The 26,170-nt window shown below is 69.7% G+C and carries 21 protein-coding genes and 1 other RNA gene; 15 read left to right on the top strand and 7 right to left on the bottom strand.

The features are described 5' to 3' along the window. Positions 1 to 23 precede the first annotated feature (23 nt). The 4 genes from GV015_RS12645 (at position 24) to rnpB (ending at position 2,713) form a co-directional block, all read left to right on the top strand. Positions 24 to 641, top strand: a complete 618-nt coding sequence (locus tag GV015_RS12645; protein WP_159878699.1) for a LysE/ArgO family amino acid transporter — start codon at positions 24 to 26, stop codon at positions 639 to 641. A 36-nt stretch (positions 642 to 677) separates the two neighbouring features. After that, positions 678 to 1,493: a Nif3-like dinuclear metal center hexameric protein gene (locus GV015_RS12650; RefSeq protein WP_159878701.1), complete on the top strand. Its 816-nt coding sequence runs from the start codon at positions 678 to 680 to the stop codon at positions 1,491 to 1,493. Between the two features lie 44 nt (positions 1,494 to 1,537). Beyond that, on the top strand, positions 1,538 to 2,275 hold the full coding sequence (locus GV015_RS12655) for a zinc ribbon domain-containing protein (RefSeq protein ID WP_159878703.1): 738 nt from the start codon (positions 1,538 to 1,540) through the stop codon (positions 2,273 to 2,275). Between the two features lie 71 nt (positions 2,276 to 2,346). Next, an RNA gene (gene rnpB, locus GV015_RS12660) (RNase P RNA component class A) lies at positions 2,347 to 2,713 on the top strand. 39 nt (positions 2,714 to 2,752) lie between these two features. On the opposite strand, the gene ppgK is transcribed toward rnpB, so the two are convergent. Both ppgK and map read right to left on the bottom strand, forming a co-directional pair. Then, positions 2,753 to 3,529, bottom strand: coding sequence for a polyphosphate--glucose phosphotransferase (ppgK, locus tag GV015_RS12665; protein WP_085510829.1), 777 nt, complete (start codon positions 3,527 to 3,529; stop codon positions 2,753 to 2,755). A 9-nt stretch (positions 3,530 to 3,538) separates the two neighbouring features. Further along, complete coding sequence (gene map / locus GV015_RS12670; RefSeq protein ID WP_159878705.1) at positions 3,539 to 4,441, bottom strand: type I methionyl aminopeptidase; 903 nt, start codon at positions 4,439 to 4,441, stop codon at positions 3,539 to 3,541. 34 nt (positions 4,442 to 4,475) lie between these two features. Between map and GV015_RS12675 the strand changes: the two genes are divergently transcribed. The 4 genes from GV015_RS12675 (at position 4,476) to GV015_RS12690 (ending at position 11,201) form a co-directional block, all read left to right on the top strand. Continuing rightward, positions 4,476 to 4,661 (top strand): hypothetical protein, encoded by a 186-nt coding sequence (locus tag GV015_RS12675; protein WP_064293764.1) that lies wholly within the window; start codon positions 4,476 to 4,478, stop codon positions 4,659 to 4,661. Between the two features lie 104 nt (positions 4,662 to 4,765). Continuing rightward, positions 4,766 to 6,733: a hypothetical protein gene (locus GV015_RS12680; RefSeq protein ID WP_159878707.1), complete on the top strand. Its 1,968-nt coding sequence runs from the start codon at positions 4,766 to 4,768 to the stop codon at positions 6,731 to 6,733. Positions 6,734 to 6,830: 97 nt separating this feature from the next. Beyond that, positions 6,831 to 8,186, top strand: a complete 1,356-nt coding sequence (locus tag GV015_RS12685) for a glutamine synthetase family protein (protein WP_079705870.1) — start codon at positions 6,831 to 6,833, stop codon at positions 8,184 to 8,186. Positions 8,187 to 8,207: 21 nt separating this feature from the next. Continuing rightward, positions 8,208 to 11,201, top strand: a complete 2,994-nt coding sequence (locus GV015_RS12690; RefSeq protein WP_159878709.1) for a bifunctional [glutamine synthetase] adenylyltransferase/[glutamine synthetase]-adenylyl-L-tyrosine phosphorylase — start codon at positions 8,208 to 8,210, stop codon at positions 11,199 to 11,201. 75 nt (positions 11,202 to 11,276) lie between these two features. Here GV015_RS12690 and glnA read toward each other — a convergent pair whose 3' ends face one another. Beyond that, on the bottom strand, positions 11,277 to 12,701 hold the full coding sequence (gene glnA, locus GV015_RS12695; protein ID WP_056005986.1) for a type I glutamate--ammonia ligase: 1,425 nt from the start codon (positions 12,699 to 12,701) through the stop codon (positions 11,277 to 11,279). 139 nt (positions 12,702 to 12,840) lie between these two features. On the opposite strand from glnA, the gene GV015_RS12700 reads away from it, so the two are divergent. Continuing rightward, positions 12,841 to 13,272, top strand: coding sequence for an RDD family protein (locus tag GV015_RS12700; RefSeq protein WP_159878711.1), 432 nt, complete (start codon positions 12,841 to 12,843; stop codon positions 13,270 to 13,272). Positions 13,273 to 13,360: 88 nt separating this feature from the next. Here GV015_RS12700 and GV015_RS12705 read toward each other — a convergent pair whose 3' ends face one another. Further along, positions 13,361 to 14,065: a DUF4191 domain-containing protein gene (locus tag GV015_RS12705; RefSeq protein WP_071260054.1), complete on the bottom strand. Its 705-nt coding sequence runs from the start codon at positions 14,063 to 14,065 to the stop codon at positions 13,361 to 13,363. A gap of 131 nt (positions 14,066 to 14,196) precedes the next feature. Between GV015_RS12705 and GV015_RS12710 the strand changes: the two genes are divergently transcribed. Next, the gene (locus tag GV015_RS12710; RefSeq protein ID WP_159878713.1) at positions 14,197 to 15,714 is read left to right on the top strand and encodes a protein kinase domain-containing protein; all 1,518 of its coding nucleotides are present in this window, start codon (positions 14,197 to 14,199) and stop codon (positions 15,712 to 15,714) included. A gap of 30 nt (positions 15,715 to 15,744) precedes the next feature. On the opposite strand, the gene GV015_RS12715 is transcribed toward GV015_RS12710, so the two are convergent. From GV015_RS12715 to GV015_RS12725, 3 genes are all read right to left on the bottom strand, one after another. Further along, on the bottom strand, positions 15,745 to 17,214 hold the full coding sequence (locus GV015_RS12715) for a 2-oxo acid dehydrogenase subunit E2 (RefSeq protein WP_159878715.1): 1,470 nt from the start codon (positions 17,212 to 17,214) through the stop codon (positions 15,745 to 15,747). 61 nt (positions 17,215 to 17,275) lie between these two features. Beyond that, positions 17,276 to 18,649, bottom strand: a complete 1,374-nt coding sequence (lpdA, locus tag GV015_RS12720; protein ID WP_064293772.1) for a dihydrolipoyl dehydrogenase — start codon at positions 18,647 to 18,649, stop codon at positions 17,276 to 17,278. A 95-nt stretch (positions 18,650 to 18,744) separates the two neighbouring features. Continuing rightward, entirely contained in the window at positions 18,745 to 20,247 is a 1,503-nt protein-coding gene (locus GV015_RS12725) for a leucyl aminopeptidase (protein WP_159878717.1), read from the bottom strand. Positions 20,248 to 20,367: 120 nt separating this feature from the next. Between GV015_RS12725 and GV015_RS12730 the strand changes: the two genes are divergently transcribed. From GV015_RS12730 to GV015_RS12750, 5 genes are all read left to right on the top strand, one after another. Further along, the gene (locus GV015_RS12730; protein ID WP_079705876.1) at positions 20,368 to 21,291 is read left to right on the top strand and encodes a proteasome assembly chaperone family protein; all 924 of its coding nucleotides are present in this window, start codon (positions 20,368 to 20,370) and stop codon (positions 21,289 to 21,291) included. Between the two features lie 9 nt (positions 21,292 to 21,300). Beyond that, the gene (locus GV015_RS12735) at positions 21,301 to 22,608 is read left to right on the top strand and encodes a nitrate/nitrite transporter (RefSeq protein WP_124769301.1); all 1,308 of its coding nucleotides are present in this window, start codon (positions 21,301 to 21,303) and stop codon (positions 22,606 to 22,608) included. Positions 22,609 to 22,793: 185 nt separating this feature from the next. Further along, positions 22,794 to 24,116: an RNA polymerase sigma factor gene (locus tag GV015_RS12740; protein ID WP_159878719.1), complete on the top strand. Its 1,323-nt coding sequence runs from the start codon at positions 22,794 to 22,796 to the stop codon at positions 24,114 to 24,116. Between the two features lie 4 nt (positions 24,117 to 24,120). Then, positions 24,121 to 25,383 carry a MurT ligase domain-containing protein gene (locus GV015_RS12745; RefSeq protein WP_159878721.1) on the top strand — a complete coding sequence of 421 codons (1,263 nt, stop codon included), beginning with the start codon at positions 24,121 to 24,123 and terminating at the stop codon, positions 25,381 to 25,383. Next, complete coding sequence (locus tag GV015_RS12750) at positions 25,380 to 26,129, top strand: hypothetical protein (protein ID WP_159878723.1); 750 nt, start codon at positions 25,380 to 25,382, stop codon at positions 26,127 to 26,129. The genes GV015_RS12745 and GV015_RS12750 overlap by 4 nt, the downstream gene beginning before the upstream one ends. Positions 26,130 to 26,170 lie beyond the last annotated feature (41 nt).

The raw sequence follows: 26,170 nt of genomic DNA on the forward strand, positions 1-26,170 counted from the left end.
ACTGCGCCTCCTACGGTCGGAGGATGACCTCCGCACTGCAGGCCGCGATCGCGGGCCTCGGCCTCGGCCTCTCACTCATCGTGGCCATCGGCGCCCAGAACGCCTTCGTCCTCCGGCAGGGCATCCGGCGCGAGCACGTCCTGCCGGTCGTCCTCGTGTGCGCACTCTCCGACGCGGTGCTCATCATCGCCGGGGTCAGCGGCATCGGCTTCGTCGTGGAGCGGTTCCCCGTGGTCCTCGTCGTCCTCCGTTGGGCCGGCGCGGCCTTCCTGCTCGGCTACGGTCTGCTGGCCGCACGCCGTGCGCTCGCCCCGTCCGGTCTCGCCGCCGACCGCGGTGGCAACGGCCTCTCACTCAGGGCGGCGGTGCTCACCGTCATCGGCCTCACCTGGCTGAACCCCCACGTGTACCTCGATACCGTCCTCCTCCTCGGCTCGATCGCGAACACGCACGGGGAGGTGGGGCGGTGGTGGTTCGCCGCCGGCGCGGTCCTCGGGAGCATCCTGTGGTTCACCGCTCTGGGGTACGGCGCTCGGTTGCTCCGCGGGGTCTTCGCGAAGCCCGTGGCCTGGCGCATCCTCGACGTCGCGATCGCGGCCGTCATGATCGCCCTCGCGATCATGCTCGTCCTGCGCCCCTGAGCGTGCTCGCGGGTGCCTGGTTAGGATTGCCGGGTGATGAGAACCCTGCGTGAGGTCAACACGGTCGTCGAGCGCCTCTGGCCACTGTCCGGAGCCGAGGACTGGGACGCCCCGGGGCTCCTCGTCGGCGACCCGGACCAGCCGGTCGGGCATGTGGTCCTCGCGGTCGACGCGGTCGGCGTGACCGTCGACGAGGTGCTCGAGCGCCCCGACGGCCTGCTGCTGGTCCATCACCCGCTGCTGATGCGCGGTGTCACGACCGTGGCGGGTGACCGCTACAAGGGGTCGCTCATCACGCGCCTGATCCGTGGCGGCGCCGGACTCATCGCCGCACACACCAACGCCGACGTCGTCGTCGACGGGACCTCGGACGTCCTCGCGCAGCGGCTCGGCCTGCACGACCCGGCTCCGATCGTCCCTGCCGCCGACGGCCTGACCGGGCTGGGCCGGGTCGGCGACCTCCCGGAGGAGACGACGCTCGGCGCGATCGCACGTGCCCTCGCCGAGATCCTGCCGGCGACCGCCACCGGGGTCCGTGCCTCCGGCGACTACGACCAGGCCGTCCGGAGGATCGCGCTCTGCGGGGGAGCGGGGGACTCGCTCCTGTCCCACCCCGCGGTCCGCGCGGCCGACGTGTACATCACAGCCGACCTCCGCCATCACCCGGCATCCGAGGCCCGGGAACAGGCGCTCCTCGGCGGCGGGCCGGCGCTCGTCGACGTCTCCCACTGGGCGAGCGAGTGGCTGTGGCTGGAGGGGGCCGCCGACGCGCTCCGACGAGAGCTCCCTGGACTCGACGTCCGGGTCAGCGAGCTGCGTACCGACCCGTGGGACTTCGTCGTCACCCAGTAGTCGGCGCGGCCGGTAGGGTGATGAGTCGAGAGTTTGGAACAGACGTGAAAGCCAGCCCAGCAGACCAGAAGACGTTGCTCACCCTGCAGAGCATCGACACCGGCGTGCAGCGCACCGCCCACCGCGCGGCGAACCTCCCCGAGGCCGCGCGCATCGCGCAGCTCCAGGCCGAGATCGAGACCGTCCGCCTCCGTCGCCTGGAGCGGGTTGGCGTCCGCGACGACGCACAGACCGAGCTCGGGCGCATCGAGTCCGACGTCGCCGTCGTCGCGGCCCGCATGAAGCGCGACGCCGACCGCCTCCAGTCGTCGACCTCCGTCAAGGACGTCGAAGCGCTGCAGAGCGAGATCACCTCGTTGCAGAACCGGCAGAACAACCTCGAGGAGATCCAGCTGAACGTCATGGAGCGGGTGGAGGCCGCGGAGGACGCCGTCGCCCAGGTCGACGCCGAGCGCGCCGGACTCCAGGAACTCCTCGACGAGGTCGTCGCCAAGCGCGACGCCGCACTCGTCGAACTCGAGGCCGAACGGGCCCGACTCACCGCCGACCGCGAGTCACTCGCACCCGGCATCCCCGCCGACCTCCTGGCCCTCTACGACCAGCGCCGCGCCCGCGGCGGTATCGGTGCAGCACTGTTCCGCGCCGGCACCTGCGGAGCATGCAAGATGTCGCTCACCGGCAACGACCTCCAGGCCGTCCGCGCCGCACCGTCCGAAGAGGTCGTGCAGTGCCCGGAGTGCGCCGCGATCGTCGTCCGGACGGACGAGTCCGGCCTCATCTGAGCCGGACGCTGGCTCTACGACACCGGCGGTCCGCGGCCGCTGTCACGGGCCGGTAGACTCGTCTCCGTGAACGGGCCGGCTAGACGGTCGCGTCACCGAGACCTCCGGGTGTCGGTGCCGAGGAACGTCCGGGCTCCACAGAGCAGGGCGGTGGGTAACACCCACCCGGGGTGACCCGCGAGACAGTGCCACAGAGAACAGACCGCCGTGGGCGACCACGGTCAGGGTGAAACGGTGGGGTAAGAGCCCACCAGCGACCGGGGTGACCCGGTCGGCTCGGTAAACCTCGTCCGGAGCAAGGTCAACAGGGAACGCTGAGGCTGCTCGCCAAGTTCCCGGGTAGACCGCTAGAGGGCGGCGGCAACGTCGTCCCGAGAGAGATGGCCGTCCAAACGCGAGAGCGTGGGACAGAACCCGGCGTACCGGTCGACCCGTTCACACCTCAGCACGGCACCGCCGCAGCGCGCCCCGCAGTGCTCAGGCGATGCGTTCGGCGGGGCCGGCGGCGAGCGCGGCTGCGCCGAGGATGCCCGCGTTGTTCCGGTGCACGGCGGGGATGATCGGGGTGTCGAGCTTCAGGAGCGGCAGGAAGTGGTCCGCGTGCTTGGACACGCCGCCGCCCACCACGAACTGATCGGGCGAGAAGAGGAACTCGAGGCGCTCGTAGTACTTCTGGAGGCGCTTGGCCCACTTCTCCCAGCTCAGGTCCTCGCGCTCCTTGACCGCGTAGGACGCCCGCGTCTCGGCGTCTTTGCCGTCGATCTCCAGGTGCCCGAGTTCGGCGTTCGGGATCAACGTGCGGTTGTAGATGAGCGCCGTGCCGATGCCGGTGCCGAGGGTCGTCAGGATCGTGAGACCGCTTGCGCCCTTGGCTGCCCCGAACTCGGTCTCGGCGTACCCGGCCGCGTCGGCGTCGTTCACGAAGGTGATCTCCCGCCCGAGGCCCTGCTCGAACAGCTGCTCGGCTTCGAGGCCGATCCAGGCGTCGGAGACGTTCGCCGCGGACATCGTCCGGCCGTTGCGGACGATCGCGGGGAAGCAGACGCCGAGCGGGAGCCCGTCGGAGGCCGGGGACAGCTGCTCGAGCACCTCCCGCACCGTCACGACGATGTCCTTCGGCTCGCCACCCTTCGGCGTGGGGATCTTCACCCGATCGGTGAGGAGGGCACCCGTCGTGAGATCGACGACCGCACCTTTGATGCCGGTCCCTCCGATATCGATGCCGACGGCGGACCGGGGAGCTGCGTTCGTCATGCGTCCAGCCTAGAGCGCCGCGGGCGCTGCGGCGGTGTCGATCGTGCTCGGAAGGGTCAAGACCTCGGCCCCGCGTTCGGTGACGACGAGCGTGTGCTCGAACTGCGCGGTCAACGACCGGTCGCGGGTCGTGACCGTCCAGTCGTCGTCCCACTGCTCCCAGTCCTGGGATCCGATCGTGAGCATCGGCTCGATCGTGAACACCATGCCCGGCTCCATCACCGTGTCGTACAGCGGCGCGGCGTCGTAGTGGGGGACGATCAGCCCCGAGTGGAAGGACCGGCCGACGCCGTGGCCCGTGAAGTCGCGGACGACGCCGTACCCGAACCGCTTCGCGTAGGACTCGATCGCACGACCGATGACGTTGATCTGCCGGCCGGGGGCGACGGCCTTGATACCGCGGTTGAGGGCTTCCCGGGTGCGCTCGACGAGGAGACGCGTGTCGTCTGCGACGTCGCCGACGAGGAAGGTCACGTTGCTGTCGCCGTGCACCCCGTCGAGGTAGGCGGTGATGTCGATGTTGACGAGATCGCCTTCGCGCAAAGCGGTGTCGTCGGGGATGCCGTGGCAGACGACCTCGTTGACCGAACTGCAGATCGACTTGGGGTAGCCGCGGTACCCGAGCGTCGACGGATAAGCGCCCGCACCGATGACGAACGCGTGTCCGATGGCGTCCAGTTCATCGGTGGTCACCCCGGGGCGGACCGCCGCGCCGACGGCCTGGATCGCATCGGCGGCGATGGTCCCGGCGATCCGGATGCGTTCGATCTCCTCAGCCGAATACAGGTCGCCCCGGGTGTCGGTGGCCGGTGCGGCGCGGCCGACGTACTCGGGGCGGACGATCGTCTCCGGCACCGATCGGGGGCGGCCGACGCGACCGGGGATCAGGTGACCTGCGGTGTCGAAAGGCATAGGATCAAGCCTAACCGAGCAGGGGAGACGCGCCGTGGCGAAGGAACCATCCGAGCAGTACTGGTACAACACGAAGACCGGTCAGGTCGAGTTCGGCTTCGAGTCGAGTGTCGTCGACCGCGTCGGTCCATTCGAGACGGCTGCGGAGGCCTCGCACGCGCTCGAGCGACTGCGCGCCAACAGCGCGAAGTGGGACGCCGACGAGGCTGCCGAGGACTGAGCCACCCGGGTCGCAACGCAAGCGGATTGCGGGTCAGCCCTCTTCCGCAGGCGTGGTGTGATCCGCCAGGATGGGCCGAGCGATGAAGCTCGAGCGGGGGGAACATGCACAGGATCGACCGTCCACGGAGGCGACCGATCGCCGTCGGACGAGGTGCCGTCGCGGCCCTCGCCCTCGGACTCCTCCTCATGCCGGCGTCGCCCGCCGGTGCAGCGCCGATGGTCGCCGCGGAGGTCAGCGCGGCCGAGTGCGTCACCGCGGTCCCCGGTGGTTCCCGCTGCGGCGTGTTGACGGTGCCCCTGTCGCGCGCGGTGCCGGACTCGGCGGAGGCGACCCTGCCGTACGTGCTCGTACCGGCCGCCCTCGAGACAGGGCGACCGCCGCTCGTCTACCTCGCCGGCGGGTCGGCGCTCTCGACGCTCGACATCCAGCAGCTCGCGGTCGAGGGCGGGCTGGCCTCCGACCGCGACGTGGTGTTCGTCGAACGCCGGGGCGGTCGCGACGCCACGCCGTCGCTCGACTGTGCGCCGGCGACCGCGGCCATCCGCGCCTCGCTCGGCGCTGATGGGGACCGTGCAACCCGCGTCGCCGCGGTCGGCGCGGCCTTCGCCTCCTGCACCGCGGCCTGGCAGGAGGACGGCGTCGTGCCGAGCGACTTCGGCGTCGCGCCTGCGGCGGCCGACCTCCGTGACCTCCGGCAGCAGCTCGGTTACGACCGGTGGACGATCCTGGCCGTGGGCTCGTCGGCCGGCGTGGCCCTCGCGGCGTCCGACGTCGATCCGGGTGGTGTCGACGGTGTCGTCCTCGACGGCCCCGACCTGGGTGCACCCGGGATCGTCTCCGCGGGCGGTGTGGCGGCCGCCCTGGCCGTCGTCCGTGCGCGCGGCGAGGAGCCGCAGGGTCCCGTTCCGTCCCCGCCGGCGGCACCACAGGCCGCCGCCGCTGAGCAACCGGAGTCCGCGACCCCGGACACCGCGCCGACCGAGGTCGCACGTTCGGCCGGGATCCTCACCGCCGCCACCGATGAGCTCATCGCCGAACCGCACCGCACCTCCGGACCGCGCCCGATCACCCTCGGTGGCGACGCGCTCTTGGCGGTCGCCTCACACGCGTTGTCCGAACCCACCGCCCAGGCGGCACTCCCGGTGCTCCTGAGCTCCGTCGCGGACGGCGACAGCACGGTGCTGGATCCCGTGGCGAACGATGCGATCGCCCAGCTGGCCGACTCCGGTGGCATCCTCGACCGTGTGCTCGGGTGTTCGACGACCGGCTGGCCTGGGGCGATCGAACGCTCGGACGCGGAGGTCACCACGCCGACGTTGCTGGAGGACGTCGCGGCCGCCGCCTGCTCCTCGTTCGCCGTGGGTGCGACGCCGCCGCCGGGAGCGATCGGGACGTCGGTCTTCGTGCTCGGCGCCCCGGAACAGGCCGCCGCCCTCGTCGTCCCCGTCGCCGACGGCACGGCGGACGCTCTCGTGGCGGTCTTCCCCGGGTCGGGAGCCGTCCCATCGGTCAGCAGTGCGTGCGCGCGGGTCGCGGTGCGCGCGTGGCTCAGCGATCCGGCGAGCTATCGGGCGGCGCTCTGCGACGCCGACGACGCGGCCGTCGCCGTCGTCGATCGAGCCGATGTCGCGGCGAGCCCGCGATGGGCCGAGCAGACCTCGTCGGACACCGGTGGCGGGTGGCTGCTACTGGTGCTGCCCATCCTGTTCGGGCTCGTGGCCATCGGATGGTCCGTGGCGTGGGGCTACCGGTTGATCACCCAGGCGCTTCGGCGCCAGCCGGTCCAGGACGGTCTCCTGCTGGGGATCGCTCCGGTGTTCGGAGCGACGTGGGCGATCGGCGGAGCCGTCGTGCTCGTCCGTGCGGCTGCCTCGAGTCCGGCGATCGCTCTCGTCGGGGTGCCCGCCGCCTTGCCGTGGCTCTCCATCGCCCTCCTCGTGAGTTGCCTCGGGCTGGTGCCCGTCTGGCAAGGGGCCCACCGTGGATCGCGGCTGCGGATCGCCGCCCTCTCACTGCTGTGGGCGGCGACGGCCGGCTGGACCGCACTCTTCGTCCTCGCCTGGTGGTGAGCCGTGGATCGCCCACGCCCGGCGCGCGCTGATGAGCGGGAACGGGGACGGAGCCAGTAGCCTAGACACGGGCCGCCGGCCGAAGGAAGAGGGGCAGATGGATAAGCAGCGCGACTTCGTTCTCCGCACGATCGAGGAGCGGGGCGTCAAGTTCGTCCGGCTGTGGTTCACCGATGTCGTCGGGACGCTCAAGTCCGTCGCGATCGCCCCGGCCGAAGTGGAAGGCGCGTTCTCCGAGGGCCTCGGCTTCGACGGATCGGCGATCGAGGGGCTCAGCCGCTCCTACGAGTCGGACCTCCTGGCCCACCCCGATCCGACGACCTTCCAGATCCTGCCGTGGCGCGGCGAGATCGACCCGACGGCGCGCATGTTCTGCGACATCACGACGCCTGACGGCCAGCCCGCCGTCGCCGACCCGCGGAACGTCTTGAAGCGCACCCTGGCGAAGGCCGCCGACATGGGGTTCACGTTCTACACGCACCCCGAGATCGAGTTCTACCTGCTGAAGTCCTCGCAGTACGGCGTCGACGGACCGGAGCCGGTCGACTCCGCGGGCTACTTCGACAACGTCCCCGGTGGCACCGCGCACGACTTCCGTCGACGTTCCGTCCGGATGCTCGAAGACCTCGGGATCTCCGTCGAGTTCAGCCACCATGAGGCGGGACCCGGCCAGAACGAGATCGACCTGCGGTACGCCGACGCCCTGACGACGGCCGACAACATCATGACCTTCCGCACCGTCGTGAAGGAGGTGGCGATCGAGCAGGGCGTCTACGCGACGTTCATGCCGAAGCCGCTCGTCCACCAGCCCGGCAGCGGCATGCACACGCACATGTCGTTGTTCGAGGGAGACTCGAACGCCTTCTACGAGGCGGGTGCGCAGTACCAGCTCTCGAAGACGGGCCGGCAGTTCATCGCCGGACTCCTGACGCACGCTCCGGAGATCACCGCGGTGACGAACCAGTTCGTGAACTCCTACAAGCGACTCTGGGGTGGCGTCGGACCGAACAAGCTGTCCGAGGCCCCGAGCTTCGTCTGCTGGGGCCACAACAACCGCTCCGCACTCGTGCGCGTGCCGCTGTACAAGCCCAACAAGGGCCAGAGCGCTCGGGTCGAGTACCGCGCCATCGACTCCGCCGCCAACCCGTACCTCGCCTTCTCGCTCATGCTCGCCGCTGGGCTGAAGGGCATCGAGGAGGGCTACGAGCTCCCGCCGGAGGCCGAGGACAACGTCTGGACCCTCTCCGACACCGAGCGTCGGGCACTGGGATACAACGCCCTGCCCGCCAGCCTGGATCGCGCGGTCAGCCTGATGGAGGGTTCCGAACTCGTGGCGGAGACGCTCGGTGAGCAGGTGTTCAACTACGTCCTGCTGAACAAGCGACAGGAATGGCACGAGTACCGGGCCCAGGTGACCCCCTTCGAGTTGGCCAGCAACCTGGAGATGCTCTAGACGAGGGGACCGGTCGGTCGCATGGTCCGCGAGAACATCTCTCTGAGCACGCTCGCCCGACTCGGGTTCACCGGTCTGGGTGAGGCCCGGGACCGGCTGGACGAGCTCGCCGAGCTCGTCCAGCTCGACCCGGCGTCGCTGTCGCCCTCCTTCGCCGTCGCGGCCGACCCCGACGCCGCGCTGGTCGGTGTGCTGATGGTCGGTCGGAAGTCACCCGACGAGCTGTCGGCGCTCCTGGCGGACCAGGCCTCGGCCGAGCGACTGTTCCGACTGTTCGGCGCCTCGCAGGGGTTCATCGACTTCTTCCTCCGCCACCCCGCCCAGCTGTCGGTGTTCGAGTTGCCGGTCACCCGCGTCCCGACGCTGCAGGAGGCGCGCGACGAACTGCTCGCGAGCGTCGGTGCCGAGGACGGCTTCGCCGCGATCGTCGAGGAGCCGGCCTGGGACGCGATCCGCGTGGTCTACCGCCGACTGCTGGCCGAGGTCGCCCTCTTCGACCTCTGCGCCCCGGATCCGATCGTCGTACTCGACCGGGTCGCCAGCGCCCTCTCCGACCTGGCTGCTGGTGCGTTGGAGGCCTCCATCGCCGTCGCACGCACGCAGACGAGCGGGCCGAGGGGTCCCGGCGTGTACCCGCGCGAGGAGGTCGCGGCCACCCGCTTCGCCATCATCGGCATGGGCAAGGCGGGCGCACGAGAACTGAACTACGTCTCCGACGTCGACGTCATCTTCGTCGGTGAGGGTTCGGGCGACGACGAGGACGGGCTCGACAACGGGCGTGCCGTCGAGATCGCCACCCGGCTCGCGGTCCTCACCATGCGCGGTCTCGGACAGGCTGGTCTCGAGCCGAGCCTGTGGGAGGTCGATCCGAACCTCCGTCCGGAGGGGAAGGCCGGCGCCCTCGTCCGCACGCTCGAGTCGCATCTCGTCTACTACGACCGCTGGGCGAAGAGCTGGGAGTTCCAGGCCCTCCTCAAGGCACGGGCCCTCGCCGGCGATCCCGAGCTCGGTGCCCGCTACATCGAGGCGGTGCAGCCGAAGGTGTGGGGGAGTGCGTCCCGCGAGGGCTTCGTCGAATCCGTGCAGCGCATGCGCGAACGGGTCACCGAACACATCCCCGCCGAGGACGTCCACTACCAACTGAAGCTCGGCCCGGGCGGGCTCCGCGACATCGAGTTCACGGTGCAACTGCTGCAGCTCGTCCACGGACAGCTCGACGACTCCGTGCATCAACGCGGAACCCTCGCCGCCCTCGACGGCCTCGCGACCGCCGGGTACATCGGTCGCGCCGAGGCGCAGGAGTTCGCGCACGACTACCGCCTGCTGCGCGTGCTCGAACACCGCCTGCAGCTGACGCGCCTGCAGCGCACGCACATGATGCCGCGCGACGAGCCGTCCCTCCGATCCCTGGCCCGATCGAGCACGCTCGCGACGACCGCTCAGGCCCTCGTCACGCGATGGGAGAGCACGAAGCACGGTGTCCGGCAGCTGCACGAGCGGTTGTTCTACCGGCCGCTGCTCTCGGCGGTCGCGGCCTTGCCCGAGAGCGGTCTGAGTCTGACGAGCGGTCAGGCGGAGGCGCGACTCGCGGCGATCGGCTTCGTCGACCCCCGCGGCGCGCTCGCCCACATCGGGGCGCTCACCGCCGGCGTGTCGCGGCGCGCCAACATCCAGCGGCATCTGCTCCCCGTCATGCTCGGCTGGTTCGCGGACGGCGCCGATCCCGACTACGGATTGCTCGCGTTCCGGCGGCTCAGCGAGTCCCTCGGCGAGTCGCACTGGTTCCTGCGGATGCTCCGCGACTCCTCAGGCGCGGCCGAGCGGCTCACGCGGGTCCTCTCGGGGTCCCGGTTCATCGGCGAGCTCATGGACCGCATCCCCGAGTCGGCCGCTTGGCTCGCCGGAGACGAGGACCTCCTCCCGCGATCGTCGACCGCGCTCGGCGAGGAGATCGCCGCCATCCTCAGACGACACGACTCACCGGACACCGCAGCCGCCGCCATCCGCGCGGTACGGCGACGCGAAGTCCTCCGGCTGGCGATGTCGTCGACCGTCGGCATGCTGGACGTGCAGGGACTCGCCGCCGGACTGACGGACGTGTCGACGGCGACGCTCGCAGGGCTCCTCGGCGCCGTCAGACGCATCGGCGGTCTCGGCGCGGACATCGAGTTCGCCGTCATCGCCATGGGCCGCTACGGTGGCGCTGAGCTCGGACTCGGTTCGGACCTCGACGTCCTCTACGTGTTCCGGCCGAAGGGCGGAGTCGACACCCAGGATGCACAGCGCCAGGCCGGAGCGATCGCCGCAGAACTCAAGCGTCTGAGCGAGGACGCCCGGCTCCCGCTCGACCTCGACCTCGACCTCCGTCCCGAGGGGAAGAACGGTCCGCTCGTGCGCTCCCTCGACTCCTACCGCAACTACTACGCGCGCTGGTCCCTCACCTGGGAGGCGCAGGCGCTGCTCCGCGCCGCCGGAGTCGTCGGCGACACCGAGCTCATCGAGGCGTTCACCGAGGTGGCGGACACGGTCCGCTACCCCGCCGCGATCAGCGAGCAGTCCGTCCGCGAGGTCAAACGGATCAAGGCACGCGTCGAGAACGAGCGGCTGCCGCAGGGCGCAGACCCGACGAGACACCTGAAGCTCGGGCGCGGCTCGCTCAGCGACGTCGAGTGGTTCGTGCAGCTCCTCCAGCTCGAGCACGGCGCGGCGGTGCCGTCCTTGCGAACCACCTCGACGCTCCGAGCGCTCGACGCGGCGGTGGAGGCAGATCTCGTCGATCGGGAGTCCGCCGAACGACTCCGTGAGGCCTGGATCCTCGCGTCGCGGATCCGCTCGGCCATGACGCTGTGGTTGAACAAGACGCAGGATGTGCTGCCGAGCGACCGCCAACAGCTCGAAGGTGTGGCGCGGCTCCTGGAGTACCCGACCGGGTCGGCGAGTCTCCTGGAACAGGACTACCTCGCGGCCACCCGGCGCGCCCGGACGGTCTTCGAGCACGGCTTCTACGGCATCTGAGCCGATCGCCTCGACCACACGGAACCGCCCGCCATCCGAGAGGATGACGGGCGGTTCGCGGAGCGGCAGGTGTCGTCAGACGCCGTAGTACAGCTCGAACTCGAACGGGTGCGGGCGCTGGGCCAGCGGCTTGATCTCGTTCTCGCGCTTGTACTGGATCCAGGTCTCGATGAGCTCCGGCGTGAAGACGTTGCCGGCGAGGAGGAACTCGTGGTCCGCCTCGAGCGCCTCGAGCGCAGCGCCGAGCGATGCGGGCACCTGCGGGATGTTCTTGGCCTCCTCGGGGGGAAGCTCGTAGAGGTCCTTGTCGACGGGCTCGTGCGGCTCGATGCGGTTCTTGATGCCGTCGAGGCCGGCCATCAGCTGAGCGGCGAACGCGAGGTACGGGTTGCCGGAGGCGTCGGGCGCGCGGAACTCGATGCGCTTGGCCTTCGGGTTCGTGCCCGTGATCGGGATACGGATCGACGCCGAGCGGTTACCGGCCGAGTAGACCAGGTTGACGGGAGCCTCGAAGCCGGGGACCAGGCGGTGGTACGAGTTCACCGTCGGGTTCGTGAACGCCAGGACGGCCGGGGCGTGCTTCAGCAGGCCTCCGATGTACCAGCGGGCGAGGTCGGACAGGCCGCCGTAGCCGTTCTCGTCGTAGAAGAGCGGCTTGCCGTCGCTCCACAGCGACTGGTGCGTGTGCATGCCCGAGCCGTTGTCGCCGAAGAGCGGCTTCGGCATGAAGGTCGCGGTCTTGCCCCACAGCTCGGCCGTGTTCTTCACGATGTACTTGAACTTGAGGATGTCGTCCGCCGCGGCGACCATGGTGTCGAAGCGGTAGTTGATCTCGGCCTGGCCGCCGGTGCCCACCTCGTGGTGCGCGCGCTCGAGGATGAGGCCGGCGTCGATCAGCTTGAGGCTGATGTCGTCGCGGAGGTCGGCCTGCTTGTCGACGGGGCTGACGGGGAAGTAGCCACCCTTGTACGGCGTCTTGTTGCCGAGGTTGCCGCCCTCTTCGGCGCGGCCGGTGTTCCAGGCTCCCTCTTCGGAGTCCACCGAGTAGAAGCTCGAGTGCTGGTTCACCTCGTACCGGACGTCGTCGAAGATGTAGAACTCGGCCTCGGGGGCGAAGAACGCGGTGTCGGCGATGCCGGTCGAGGCGAGGTACTTCTCAGCCTTCTTGGCGACCTGACGCGGATCCTTGGAGTAGATCTCGCCGTTGCGGGGGTTGTAGATGTCGAACACCATGATGAGCGTGCGCTCGGCACGGAAGGCGTCGATGTAAGCGGTGGAGACATCCGGGATGAGCTGCATGTCCGACTCGTGGATGTTGGCGAAGCCACGGATGGACGAACCATCGAAGAGCTGGCCGACGGTGAAGAACTCCTCGTCGACGGTGCTGGCCGGGATGTTGAAGTGCTGCTGCACGCCGGGAAGGTCCGTGAAGCGGATGTCGAGGAACTTGACATCGGTGTCCTTGATGAACTTGAGCACTTCGGAAGAATCACTGAACATGTGAATGGCTCCAAATGGGGTTGGTACAGGGAGGCTGCACAGCGCAGCCATCTGTGAGACTACGGGGAGGGGGTTACCCCGCCATGACACCCATGTTTCGTGGATGTTACGAGAATCCCCGCCCGAATAGAATGGCACAGTGCCCCACACCCCGCAGAATCCACGGACCTTCGGAGAGCTTCCTCCCAGCGCCTTCCCCGGTGAACGCCTCGGACTCCCGGAGAGCGGCGTCCGATCGGTCGCGCGGGTCGGTCGGCGGATCACCGCGCTCGTCATCGACTGGGCCCTGGCCGTCGTCTTCTCCGTCGCCTTCTTCGCCTACGACGCAACCGCGACGCTCGTGATCTTCGCCATCATGCAGTTCGTGTTCATCCCGACCATCGGCGGCAGTCTCGGTCATCGCCTGTGCGGCATGCGCCTCATGCCGCTGACCGGCGGTTGGGTCGGACTCTGGCGGCCGGCCGTGCGTACCGTGCTCCTCTGCGTGCTCGTCCCGGCGCTCGTCTGGGATTCCGACCAGCGCGGCTTCCACGACAAGGTCGCCGGCACGGTGCTCCTGCGGGTGCGCTGAACGCAGCCGGAAACGCGAACGGCCGCCCTCCATCAGGAGGGCGGCCGTTCTTTCCGTACCGCGAGGTGTTCCGAGCTGTGTCGCTGGGTCAGCGCGCGCGCTGCGGGCGGACCCGCATCGGGTCGACGCCCTTCGGGATGGGGAGCTGCGTACCGAACGAGGACAGACGGTTGCTGACAGCGAGCACCTCGGGGTTGGTCAAGGACTTCTTGACCTTCCGGAGGGCGCCGGAGAGCTGACGGAGCTGCACCGAGTCGGCGTCGGGGCCGACGTGGAAGACCGTGATCGGCACGTTCGGGAGGATGCGGGTGACCTTGCGCTTCTCGTCCTCGAGCAGACGCGAGGTCCGCGATCGGGGTCCTTCGGCGATCAGTGCGACGCCACCACGGCCCACGGCCCGGTAGATCGCGTCCTGGGTCTTCGGGTTCACAGCGACCGGCATCTCGCTGGTCTGCCACGAGCGCGGAGCAGCACGGAGCACCTGGCCCACCGCGCCCGGCCGACCCTCGATCTGCGTGTAGACGACCTTGTCCGCGCGCCGGGTGAGGATGAACAGGGCCGCGAGGATACCGGCGAGCACACCCGCGATGATCCACATGACGAGCGCGAAGATGTTGCCCGCCGAGAACAGCAGCGCGACCGCGACACCGATGAGCACCGGCAGGATGAAGCCGCCGAGCATCAACCACTGCGCCGCCTTGTCGTGGCGACGGGTGAGCTGGAACACCTGCCAGAGCTGCTTGATCCGCCCTGGTTCCTTCTGCGCCGCCGGGGGCGCGTCCTTCTGAGCCATGCTCCCAGGATAGCCGGTGACGGAGGCTCCTGATGCTGCGTTCTGCTCCACAGGCCACCGCCGCGGGGACCTTGTCCACAGCCGCGTGCGCCGACGCCGTCGGACGGGGCTCCGTGTCGGAGGATCGAGCTATGGAAACACTGCCAGACCCGTCCGCCACCACAACCCGGGTTGCCGGCCGTCGTCTCGTCCGGCGCTTGGGTGAGGGCCGGGAGTGGACGGCCTACTCGACGGTGCTCGCCCACGCCGGATCCGCGCGTGGAGGACGTACCGACCAGGCCGCCCCGGCGGGCGACGCTGTGCTGCTCCGAGCGAGGGCGGACGCCGCCGAACGCAACCTCTGGCGTCGCGCGGCCATCCTGTCCCGACTCGACCACCCGCACATCGTGAGACTCGTCGACGTCGCCGAGGATGCCACCGGGCTCCCGTGTCTACTGGTCGAGCGGCTCGCCGGCGGCACGTTGGGAGAACTGCTGCGCCGCCGGGAGTCGATCGCTCCCGGTGAGGCCGTCACGATCCTGGCGCCACTGGTCGACGCCATCCGCGCGGCGCACCTCTCCGGGATCAGCCACGGGTCGATCAGCGCTTCAGCCGTGCGCTTCGCCGACGACGGCCGACCGGTCCTCTCCGGCTGGTCGGGCGCAGCTCCCGTCGACCACCAGACGATCGATGGTGGGCTCGGCCGCACCGCTCCGGCGTTCGCTGCCGATTGGACGGCGTTCGCGGGGCTCATGGACGGTGTCCTGCAGGCGACCGACCCCGACGAGGCCCCCTCGACCGTGGCCTGGGCCGACGTCGTGCCTGAACTCGCCGACCACGAGATCGCCAACCGACTGCAACAGCGGATCCACGCCCTGGCACGACCGCTCCCGGTCCTGCTCGACCGCGTCGACCCGCCGTCCGCATCACCTGCCGATGCCATCCGTGCTTCCGCCGATCGCGCCCAGCGGACCGCTCCGCTCCCGCCGACCCGACGAGCCGCAGTCGAATCGAGGCGTCGGTCACGACATCCCGCGTCGTCGCTGCGTCGTCGTCTGGCCTGGCGACCCGGTCGAGGCACACGGGTCACGGCCGCGGCCCGCTCGACGCCGTCCGTCGAATCCAGCCCGAGACGTCGTCGACTCGTGATCGGAGCGGCGGGCGCGGCAGCGGCACTGGTGTCGGCTGCGATGGTGTTCCTGCCGTCCGAAGACCCGAGCACCGCGATCGCGCCGACGCCGGCCGGTTCGGTCGGCCCGGCGCCCGAACCGGTCACGGGTACTGCGCCGCCGGTGGAGACGCCGACGTCACCGGCGGACGAAGCTGACGCCGTCGACGTGGTCACCGGCGACGATCCGGCGGCCGCGGCCCGCGAGCTCGTCCGCCGACGGGATCAGTGCCGCACGACGGGGGAGGAGGGGTGCGTGTGGGACTCCGTCGAACGCGGGTCCCCGTTCGACGACGACGAGCACCTCGGTGTCGGGATCGGATCGATCGATGCGGCGAGTCTGGACCTCGTCGACCGTCAGGGCGACGCGGCGGTCCTCCGCGGCACGGCCGAGCCGTCCGAGACGGACGAAGCCGCCGCAGGACGACGACAGCCCGTCACGCTCCTCGTGGTGAGGGGCGAGACGGGCTGGCGTCTGCGGGAGGTGTTCACCGCCGGATGAGGCGGTGGACACGGTGCGGCCGGTTCGGGATCAGATCCCGAGCGAGCCGCGGAAGTCGCCTGCTTCGAGGCGGTTCTTCACCTGGACGAGGAAGCGTGCAGCGTCCGCGCCGTCGATGATGCGGTGGTCGTAGCTCAGCGCGAGGTAGACCGTCGAACGGATCGCGATGGCGTCTGCACCGTCGACCGTGACGACGACCGGCTTCTTCGTGACGATACCCGTACCGAGGATCGCCGACTGTGGCAGGAACACGATCGGGGTGTCGAACAGGGCGCCGCGCGAACCGGTGTTGGTCAGCGTGAACGTGCCGCCCGACAGCTCGTCCGGCTGCAGCTTGTTGTCGCGAGTCCGCTGCGCGAGATCGGCGATCTCGGCGCCGAGCTCGGCGATCGACTTGGAGCCCGAGTTGCGGATGACCGGCGTCAGCAGGCCACGCTCGGTGTCCACGGCGATCGCGAGGTTCTCCGTCTCCGGGTACACGATCTGGTCGCCGTCGACGGTGGCGTTGATGATCGGGTAGGTCTGGAGCGCCTCGCTGGCAGCAAGGGCGAAGAACGGCAGGAACGACAGCTTGTTGCCGGTCTTGGCGAGGAACTCGTCCTTGACGGCCGTGCGGAGTGCCGCGACCTTCGTGACATCGACCTCGACGACGCTCGTCAGCTGGGCGGTGCCCTGCATCGAAGCGACGGCGCGCTCGGCGACGACCTTGCGCAGACGCGACATGGCCTTGCTCGTGCCACGCAGCTCGGAGACCTGGACGGTCGGAGCAGCGGGCGACTCCGTGGCGCCACCGGCGCTCTGAGCCTGCAGGACGTCTTCCTTGCGGATGCGTCCGCCGACACCGGTGCCGGTGACCGTGCTGAGGTCGACCCCGTGCTGGTTGGCGAGACGACGCACCAGTGGCGTGACGTAGCCAGAGTTGACGACCCCGCCGGCGGCAGGCGTCGAAGCGGCGGCCGGAGCCGCAGCAGCAGGCGCAGCAGCTGGTGCCGGAGCAGCAGCAGGTGCAGCGGCGGGAGCCGGAGCAGCGGCGGGCGCAGGAGCAGCAGCAGGAGCCGGAGCAGCAGCAGGAGCCGGAGCAGCAGCAGGTGCCGGTGCCGGTGCAGCAGCAGGCGCAGCGGCGGGAGCCGGAGCAGCAGCGGGAGCCGGCGCGGCAGCAGGTGCCGGCTCGGGCTCGGCCGCGGGAGCGGGCTCAGCCGGAGCGGGCTCGGCAGCAGCCGGTTCCGCGGCGGGCGCGGGCTCCTCGGCCGCAGCCGCACCCGAACCATCGCCGATGGTCACGAGAGCGGTGCCGACCTCGACGGTCTCGTCCTCCTGGACGAGGATCGCTTCGATGACACCCGCGACGGGCGAAGGGATCTCGGTGTCGACCTTGTCGGTCGACACTTCGAGCAGTGGCTCGTCGACCTCCACGGTGTCGCCGACATTCTTCAGCCAGCGGGTGACCGTACCCTCGGTGACACTCTCGCCGAGTGCCGGGAGGCTGACGGATTCGCTCATGACCTTGTCTCCTTTGAAACCTGTTGTGTGTTCACTAGCTTATTGGGGTGTTCGGAATGCGTCACAGCGCGTGCAGGGGCTTGCCTGCGAGCGCGAGGAATGCTTCGCCGAGCGCCTCGTTCTGCGTGGGGTGCGCGTGGATCAGCGGCGCGATGTCCTCGGGGTAGGCCTCCCAGTTGACGGCGAGCTGACCTTCGGCGATGAGCTCACCGACGCGGGCGCCGATCATGTGCACACCGATGACGGGGCCGTCGTTGACGCGGATGACCTTGACGTTGCCGCTCGTGCCGATGATCTCGCTCTTGCCGTTGCCGGCCAGGTTGAAGTCGTAGCTCGTGATGTTGTCGGCACCGTACTGCTCGGCCGCCTTGGCCTCGCTGAGACCGACGGACGCGATCTCGGGGTCGCTGTAGGTGACCTTCGGGATGTTGACGTCCTCGATGATGACCGGCTTGAGACCGGCGATCTCCTCGGCCACGAAGATGCCCTGCTGGAAGCCGCGGTGCGCGAGCTGCAGGCCGGGGACGATGTCGCCGACGGCGTAGAGGCCGGGGATGTTCGTCTCGAGACGGTCGTTGGTGATGACGAAGCCGCGGTCGATGGTGACACCGACCTCCTCGAAGCCGAGTCCGGCGGTCGACGGGCCACGGCCGACGGCGACGAGCAGCAGCTCGGCGTCGATCGTCTTGCCGTCCTCGAGCGTGATGTGCACGCCCGAGTCGTCCTGGGTGACGCCCTGGAACCGCACGCCGAGCGAGTACTCGATGCCGCGCTTGCGGAACGCGCGCTCGAGCGCCTTGCTGATCGACTCGTCCTCGTTGGGGACGAGGTGGGGGAGTGCCTCGATGATCGTGACCTCGGTCCCGAACGACTTCCAGACGCTCGCGAACTCGACGCCGATCACGCCGCCGCCGAGGACGGCGACCTTCTTCGGCACGAAGTCGAGCTGCAGCGCCTGCTCGCTCGTGATGACGCGGCCACCGATCTCGAGACCGGGGAGCGAGCGGCTGTACGAGCCCGTCGCGAGGATCACGTTCTTGCCGGTGATGAGGTCGTCGCCGACCTGCACGCTCGTCGGGGAGACCAGACGGCCCTCGCCCTCGATGGTGGTGATGCCGCGGGCCTTCACGAGGCCCTGGAGTCCCTTGTACTTCTTCGCGACGATGCCCTCGCGGTACTTCGTGACGCCCTCGATGTCGATGCCTTCGAAGGTGGACTTGACGCCGTACTTCTCCGACTCGCGCGATGCGTCCGCGACCTCGGCGGAGTGCAGCAGCGCCTTCGTCGGGATGCAACCGCGGTGGAGGCAGGTGCCGCCGACCTTGTCCTTCTCGATCATGCCGACGGTGAGGCCGAGCTGCGAAGCGCGCAACGCCGCAGCGTATCCGCCGCTTCCGCCTCCCAGGACTACCAGGTCAAAATTCTGCTCGGACACTCCGTTGCTCCTTGTGTGTGCTTCGTGGTCGATCGGAAACCGTCGTGGTGTGTTCGGCGGCGTCGAGGCGGGTCGAACCGCCCCCACCGACCTTACTACGGGTGGCTAATCTCCTCGGCCATTGCGAGGAGGGTGCGGACCGCGACGCCGGTCGGGCCCTTGGCGGTGAAGCCATAGGGGGCGTCGCCGTTCATCGCACTTCCGGCGATGTCCAGGTGGGCCCACGGGATGCGGGTGGTGCCGCCCTCCTCGTCGGTGCGGTCGGCGATGAACTCCTGCAGGAACGTGCCTGCGACGAGCATGCCGCCCGCGGTGGTCCCGGGCTTCGCGTTCGCGAGGTCGGCGACGTCGGAGTCGAGGACCTTGCGCAGCTCCGCGGGGAACGGCATCGGCCAGAACAGTTCGTCCGCACCGGAACCGGTCGCGATGAGGTCGGTGACGAACGAAGCATCGCCCATGACGCCCGTGTAGCGGTTGCCGAGCGCGACCACGGCGGCTCCCGTGAGGGTCGCCACGTCGATGATGGCGTCCGGGCCCTCCTCGCCTGCGGCGACGAGTCCGTCGGCGAGGACCAGCCGGCCCTCGGCGTCGGTGTTGGTGACCTCGACCGTGCGTCCACCCCGGATGGTGAGGACGTCGTTCGGCCGGATCGCCGTGCCCGACGGGAGGTTCTCGGCGAGGCAGAGCCAGGCTGTCAGCCGGGTTGGCACCCCGAGACGCGCGGCCGCGGCCAGGACGGCGAGCACGGTCGCCGCACCGGTCATGTCGTACTTCATGCCGACCATCGAGACCGGCGGCTTCAGGGAGAGGCCGCCGCTGTCGAAGGTGATGCCCTTCCCGACGAGGGCCAGGTGGCTCCGGGCCGCCTCAGGGTGGTAGCTCAGCTTGACGAGTCGCGGAGGCCGAGAGGAACCCTGCCCGACACCGAGGATGCCGCCGAAGCCGTCCTCGGCCAAGCGGGTCTCGTCCCACTCCTCGACCTCGACGTCGAGGCCGTCGACCGCTGCTCGGGCCGCGTCGGCGAAGGTCGCCGGGTAGAGCTCGTTCGGCGGCGTGTTGACCAGGTCCTTCACGAGCGCGATGGCCTCGGCGACCGCGGAGGCGTGCTCAGCGAGCCCGGCATCCGGTGCGTCCACGGTCGACGGGACGACGACGGTGATCTGCCCGAGCGGTGTCGGTGCCGGCGCGGATCCGACACCGCGCGACGCGGTGTAGCGGTAGGCGCCGATGGCCGCCCCCTCGAGGACGGCTTCGGCGGCGGCGGCCGTCTCCTCCGTCAACGCGAACGCGATCGAGGCCTGGCCGTCGATCGTCCTGGTGACCGCACCCGCGGCTCGTCGGAAGGCCGCGTCGTCCGCATCCGCACCGAGGCCGACCAGCACGAGACCGGAGGCCGCGCCGAACCGGTCGGGGAGGCGTCGCACCTGGTCTTCGGCCCCCGTGACACCGGAGGCGCGCAGCTCGTCCGCGAGCGGTGCGTAGACATCGGGCGCCAAGAGCTCCGGTCCGTCGTCGCCCTTCTTCACCGCGAGGACGAGCAGCTCGGCCTCGACTCCCTCGACGGCGGCGGACAACACGGAGAGCACGGGGATCGTCATGCCTCCATCGTAGGCACGTACCGTTCCGGACCGAGGCGGGGCCGCCGGTGTTCGCTCTCGGCGGTACCGCCGACGCTCGGAGGGGAAGGTCGCTGCGACACCCCCGTTTAGAGTTGAACCATGCCTACGCCTGACGACCTCTACGAGGTGCACCCGGAGATCGACATCCCCGCCGGCCTCCACCTCGTCGCGGGCCTCACCGGGTTCTCCGACGCCGGCGGCGCGGTCGGGCAGCTGAACGCCTACCTCGACGACGTCCTCGACACGACGGTCATCGCCGAGTTCGACGCCGACGTCCTGCTCGACTACCGGGCCCGCCGGCCGATCATCTCGTTCGACCAGGACCACTTGACGGAGTACCGGCCACCTCGGCTGACCCTGTCGCTCGCCCACGACGAGCTCGGGTCGCCATTCCTCCTGCTCACCGGTTTCGAGCCCGACTTCCTCTGGGACCGCTTCGTCGCAGCCGTGCTCGAGCTCGTCGACCGCTTCCGGGTCAGCGACACCACGTGGGTGCACGCCATCCCGATGCCGGTCCCGCACACCAGGCCGATCGGCGTCACCGTCAGCGGCAACCGGTTCGACCTCATCGAGTCGCTCTCGGTCTGGCGCCCCCGCACCCAGGTACCGTCCAACGTGCTCCACCTCCTCGAGTACCGCCTCTACGAGCGCGGCGACAGCATCGCGGCCTTCGTGCTCCTCGTTCCGCATTACCTCGCCGACACGGAGTTCCCGGCCGCGGCGATCACGGCGATCGAGAGCCTCAGCGCGGCGACCGGGCTCATCTTCCCCACGGACCGCCTCCGCGAGGACAGCCGCGACTTCCTCGTCAAGATCGACGAGCAGGTCGGGACCAACCACGAGCTCGGCCAGCTGGTCACGACGCTCGAGGAGCGGTACGACGCCTACATGGCCGACAACTCGCCGAAATCGCCGCTCACCGACATCGACGGGGCGCTCCCGACGGCCGACGAGATCGCCGCGGAGCTCGAGAAGTTCCTCGCGAGCCGGCGCCACGGCGACGAGGACCGCTCGACCACCTAAGCTGGATCGGTGGGATCTCGACGCGTCTGGTGGGTGTTCGGCGTCGGCGTGTTCGCCTACCTCATCACCGTCATGCAGCGGTCGACGCTCGGCGTGGCAGCGGTGGACGCCACTGAGCGGTTCCAGATCGACGCCGCCGCGCTGTCGACCCTCGCCGTCGCGCAGCTCATCGTGTACGCCGCGATGCAGGTCCCGGTCGGGGTGCTCATCGACCGCCTCGGACCTCGCGTCCTGATCATCGCGGGGCTGACGGTCGTCATGGCGGGCCAGGTCTGGCTGGGGCTCACGACCGAACTCGGCGGCGCGATCGTGGGCCGGATGCTGGTCGGCCTCGGCGACGCCGCGGTGTTCACCTCCGTGTTGCGGCTCGTGAACTCCTGGTTCCCCACCCGTCGGGTGCCGATCGTCTCGCAGTGGGTCGGCAACATCGGGCAGATCGGACAGATCCTCTCGGCGGTGCCGTTCTCCTTCGTCCTGCACGCCTTCGGCTGGTCGCCGGCGTTCCTCAGTGCGGCCGGACTCGTCCTCCTGGCGCTCGTCGGGGTGTTGATCGTCGTCCGCGACCGGCCGTCCGGTTCCGACGAGGCGCCGCGCCCCGAGACCTGGGGCCACGTCGTCCGCGAGGTCGTCATCAGTCTGCGTCGGCCAGGGACGCGTCTCGGGTTCTGGTCGCACTTCGTCACCCAGTCCTCCGGTACCGTCCTCACGCTCCTCTGGGGCTTCCCGTTCATGGTCTACGCCCTCGGCTACCCGCAGCCCCTCGCCGCATCGTTGCTCATCGTGATCGTGGTCTCCGGCATGATCGCCGGACCCATCCTCGGGGTGCTCACCGCCCGGTTCCCCTACCGGCGGAGCAACCTCGTGCTCGGGATCGTGACGGTCATGGGCGTCGCCTGGGCCGCACTGCTGCTCTGGCCGGGCGTCCCACCGATGTGGCTCGTGATCGTCCTGTTCGTCGTGGTCGGGGTCGGTGGCCCCGGTTCACTCATCGGGTTCGACTTCGCCCGCACCTTCAACCCCATCCGCGCGCTCGGCGGGGCGAACGGCATCGTGAACGTCGGTGGGTTCCTCGCGAGCTTCGTCATGATGTTTCTCATCGGTCTCATCATCGACGCGGTCAGCGGGGGATCCCGTGCCGACTACTCCATGGACAGCTTCCGGATCGCCTTCTCCGTCCAGTACCTGGTGGTCGGGTTCGGGGTCGCGATGCTGCTCGTCGCCCGGTCCCGCACGCGGAGACGCTTCGCCGAGGACGAGGGCATCGCCGTCGGTCCGCTGTGGATCGCGGTCCGAGCGAGGCTCGGGCGCCGTCGCTGAGCGTTCGCTTCGTCCACCGATCCCACCCTTGACAAACGGCCTGTGGCTCTGAGGTCTTCCGGCGCGCGCTATAATGGAACACGGACCCGTTCACCTCTCGGAATGTCGGCGGCCCTTTTCGGGTTGCACTGCACCAAGACTTGACATGGGTCCTCGTAATGTCCGAAATCACGGACGATCCGGCGATGACTGTCCATGCCGGGTCCGAACAGGAAGGTGCAGCTATGGCCACCAAGACGGCTCGCGCAGACGAAGCAGCGCCAGCAGACGAGGCCACGGAGGCTCCCGCAGCGAAGGCTCGGACCACCAAGGCCACCACGACCCGAGCGAAGGCTGCTCCCAAGAAGGCCACCCGCGCCAAGGCGGGTACGAAGTCGAGCACGGAGCCCGATGAGGGCACGGACGACGAGGACGTCGTCGTCGAGGTCGTCGCCGACGACGCCGTGATCGACGCGCCCGCAAGCGACGCCACCGAAGCGGTCGAGGAGGAGGACGACAAGTCCGTGCCGGAGATCACCCTCCCCACCGACGCACTCGTGCTCTCCAACAGCGACGACGACGAAATCCCGGTGTACTCGGCCGCGATCACCGGCGCCACCGCCGACCCGGTCAAGGACTACCTGAAGCAGATCGGTAAGGTCGCGCTCCTCAACGCGGCCGAAGAGGTCGAACTCGCGATGCGCATCGAGGCGGGCCTCTTCGCCGAGGACAAGCTCGCCCAGCTCTCCGACCTCGAGAAGCGCTCGCGCGTCGGTCGTGAGCTCCAGTGGGTCGCGAAGGACGGCGCCCGCGCCAAGAGCCACCTCCTCGGGGCGAACCTCCGACTCGTCGTGAGCCTCGCCAAGCGGTACACGGGCCGCGGCATGCAGTTCCTCGACCTCATCCAGGAGGGCAACCTGGGCCTCATCCGTGCGGTCGAGAAGTTCGACTACACCAAGGGCTTCAAGTTCTCCACCTACGCGACCTGGTGGATCCGTCAGGCCATCACGCGCGCCATGGCCGACCAGGCGCGCACCATCCGCATCCCGGTGCACATGGTCGAGGTCATCAACAAGCTCGCCCGCGTCCAGCGGCAGATGCTGCAGGACCTGGGCCGCGAGCCCACGCCCGAGGAGCTCAGCCGCGAACTGGACATGACGCCCGAGAAGGTCATCGAGGTCCAGAAGTACGGCCGCGAGCCCATCTCGCTGCACACGCCCCTCGGCGAGGACGGCGACAGCGAGTTCGGCGACCTCATCGAGGACACCGAGGCGGTCGTGCCGGCCGACGCCGTCAGCTTCACCATGCTGCAGAAGCAGCTGGAGTCGCTTCTCGACTCGCTCTCCGAGCGGGAAGCGGGCGTCATCCGGATGCGCTTCGGCCTCGGCGACGGCATGCCGAAGACGCTCGACCAGATCGGCGACACCTTCGGGGTCACCCGTGAGCGCATCCGGCAGATCGAGTCGAAGACCATGGCGAAGCTGCGTCACCCGAGCCGATCCCAGTCGCTCCGCGACTACCTCGAGTAGGAGCATGCGCTACGCCCCGGCCATCCTCGCCGGTCGTGCCGTCCGATTCCTCGCCAGGCTGCGCAAGCCGGGCGGGGGATCGGCCGTTCCCGGCCTCGTGGTCAACCGCATCGCGCCCGGGTTCCTCCCCGACACCTTGAACGCCTTCCCGCGTGGTCTCGTGATCGTGAGCGGCTCGAGCGGGAAGTCGACGACGACCAAGATGCTCGTCGGCATCCTGCGTGCCCACGGCGTGTCGGTCTTCACGAACCCGTCCACGGCGAACATCTCCCAGGGCCTCACCTCGGCTCTCCTCGAACGAGCCGACCTCCGCGGCCGGATCGACGCCGAGCTCGGGGTGCTCGAGATGGACGAAGGACACGGCGCACTCATCGCGCCGCGACTCGCGCCCGCCCACGTCATCCTGACCAACGTGTCCGTCGACCAGATCGACCGCTTCCACGACGCTGCCATGGTGGCGCGCATGCTCGACGCGATCGCTGCCCGATCGAGCACGTCGCTCGTCCTGAACGGCGATGACGCGCTCGTCGACGCCGTCGCGCCAGGCAGCGCCGCGACGCGATGGCGGTACGGCGTCTCGACGGCCGTGCTCGGCGCCAGCGCACGCGGCCTCGGGTACAGCACGACCTCGTCCGATCGGGTCGATCCCGGTTCCGGAACCGTCGTCGAAGCCCTCGACGGCGACCTGGTGTCCATCACCCACTGCGGCGAGACCGTCCGGTTCCGTCTGCCGGCTCGTGGCGTGCACTACGCCGTGGATGCGGCCGCAGCCCTCTCCGGCGCCGCCGCGATCCTCGGCCCCGAGTTCCAGCTCACCATCGCGGCTGAGTCGTTCCGTGCGCTCACGCCGGTGTTCGGCCGCGGTGAGGTGACGACCGTCCGCGGTGTCGAGGTCGAGTTTGTCCTCGTCCAGAACCCCGCGAGCTATCAGCTCAACGTCGACAGCCTCGCGGCCGACACCGAGCAGATCCTGGTGGCCGTCGGGAGCGACGTCCGCGATCCCTCGTACCTCTGGCCGGTCGACACGTCCAGGCTCGGTCGTGTGGCGATCGTGTCGGGGTCCAAGGCCTGGGAGGCCGCGCTGCAGCTGGGCTACGACGGCGTCGAGATCGACCGGATCGAACCGGACCTCGGCACGGCGTTGGACGCGTTCCTCGCTCTCCCTGCGCCCGCGCACGGTCGGAAGACCGTGATCTTCACCGCCGACTCGATGCGTCGTACCCGCGCGCACCTCGGCCTCGCTTCGAACGATCAGGACGACGCATGACGACCGAGCCGACGATCACCATCGCCGTCCTCCTGCCATCGAGCTGCAATGTGAACGGCGACGCCGAGAACGGCGCGGTCCTCGCTCGCCGGGCCCGCGCGCGTGGCCTCGCCGTCGAGCTCGTCCCGGTCGAGTCGGTCGCCGAGCTCCCGAGCACGGTCCACGCGGTCGTCCTCGGGTCGTGCGACGACCCGTCGGCGCCACAGGTGCTCGAGACGCTCCGGCCGTTCCGCGACGCGTTCATCGCCTGGGTGGAGGCCGGCGTGCCCGTCCTCGCGGTCGCCAACGGATGGAAGCTCCTCACTCGCCGGCTCGAGCTGGTACCGGGGAGCTGGGTCGAGGGCCTCGCCATCATCGAGGGCGACGCACCGTTGCGGCGCACGCGGGCGAGTGACGACCTCGTCGTCGTGCCGAGCGGCGGCCTCGAGCTCGACGCCCCGGTACTCGTCGGGTACGAGAACCACGGGCGGGACTTCCGAGCCGGGACGGGGGTCGAGTCGATCGGCACCGTGCAGCACGGACGAGGCAACGGCGACGGCACGGAGGGTGCGCTGGTCGGCCCCTTCGTCGGAACCCACCTGCACGGCCCCGTCCTCGCCAAGAACCCGGAACTGGCCGATCGGCTGCTCCGTCTGGCGATCACGGTCGCCGGGGGGACTTCGATGCTCGACGAATCGCCAAAGCTTCACGCCCTCGACGAGATCGCCGCAAACGCTAGAGCGCAGATCGTCTCGGCCCTCGCCTGAGTCCGCGCGCGATCGAGCCCGCGCTGGTCTGAGACCGCGCT

This window comes from Plantibacter sp. T3, assembly GCF_902506515.1.
GTDB classification, from domain to species: domain Bacteria; phylum Actinomycetota; class Actinomycetes; order Actinomycetales; family Microbacteriaceae; genus Plantibacter; species Plantibacter auratus.

Excerpts from the sequence above, each read along its gene's own strand:
- GV015_RS12645 (WP_159878699.1), top strand. The coding sequence starts at position 24 with ATGACCTCCGCACTGCAGGCCGCGATCGCGGGCCTCGGCCTCGGCCTC.
- GV015_RS12650 (WP_159878701.1), top strand. The coding sequence starts at position 678 with ATGAGAACCCTGCGTGAGGTCAACACGGTCGTCGAGCGCCTCTGGCCA.
- ppgK (WP_085510829.1), bottom strand. The coding sequence starts at position 3,529 with ATGACGAACGCAGCTCCCCGGTCCGCCGTCGGCATCGATATCGGAGGG.
- map (WP_159878705.1), bottom strand. The coding sequence starts at position 4,441 with ATGCCTTTCGACACCGCAGGTCACCTGATCCCCGGTCGCGTCGGCCGC.
- GV015_RS12680 (WP_159878707.1), top strand. The coding sequence starts at position 4,766 with ATGCACAGGATCGACCGTCCACGGAGGCGACCGATCGCCGTCGGACGA.
- GV015_RS12685 (WP_079705870.1), top strand. The coding sequence starts at position 6,831 with ATGGATAAGCAGCGCGACTTCGTTCTCCGCACGATCGAGGAGCGGGGC.
- GV015_RS12690 (WP_159878709.1), top strand. The coding sequence starts at position 8,208 with ATGGTCCGCGAGAACATCTCTCTGAGCACGCTCGCCCGACTCGGGTTC.
- glnA (WP_056005986.1), bottom strand. The coding sequence starts at position 12,701 with ATGTTCAGTGATTCTTCCGAAGTGCTCAAGTTCATCAAGGACACCGAT.
- GV015_RS12705 (WP_071260054.1), bottom strand. The coding sequence starts at position 14,065 with ATGGCTCAGAAGGACGCGCCCCCGGCGGCGCAGAAGGAACCAGGGCGG.
- GV015_RS12710 (WP_159878713.1), top strand. The coding sequence starts at position 14,197 with ATGGAAACACTGCCAGACCCGTCCGCCACCACAACCCGGGTTGCCGGC.
- GV015_RS12715 (WP_159878715.1), bottom strand. The coding sequence starts at position 17,214 with ATGAGCGAATCCGTCAGCCTCCCGGCACTCGGCGAGAGTGTCACCGAG.
- GV015_RS12725 (WP_159878717.1), bottom strand. The coding sequence starts at position 20,247 with ATGACGATCCCCGTGCTCTCCGTGTTGTCCGCCGCCGTCGAGGGAGTC.
- GV015_RS12730 (WP_079705876.1), top strand. The coding sequence starts at position 20,368 with ATGCCTACGCCTGACGACCTCTACGAGGTGCACCCGGAGATCGACATC.
- GV015_RS12740 (WP_159878719.1), top strand. The coding sequence starts at position 22,794 with ATGACTGTCCATGCCGGGTCCGAACAGGAAGGTGCAGCTATGGCCACC.
- GV015_RS12745 (WP_159878721.1), top strand. The coding sequence starts at position 24,121 with ATGCGCTACGCCCCGGCCATCCTCGCCGGTCGTGCCGTCCGATTCCTC.
- GV015_RS12750 (WP_159878723.1), top strand. The coding sequence starts at position 25,380 with ATGACGACCGAGCCGACGATCACCATCGCCGTCCTCCTGCCATCGAGC.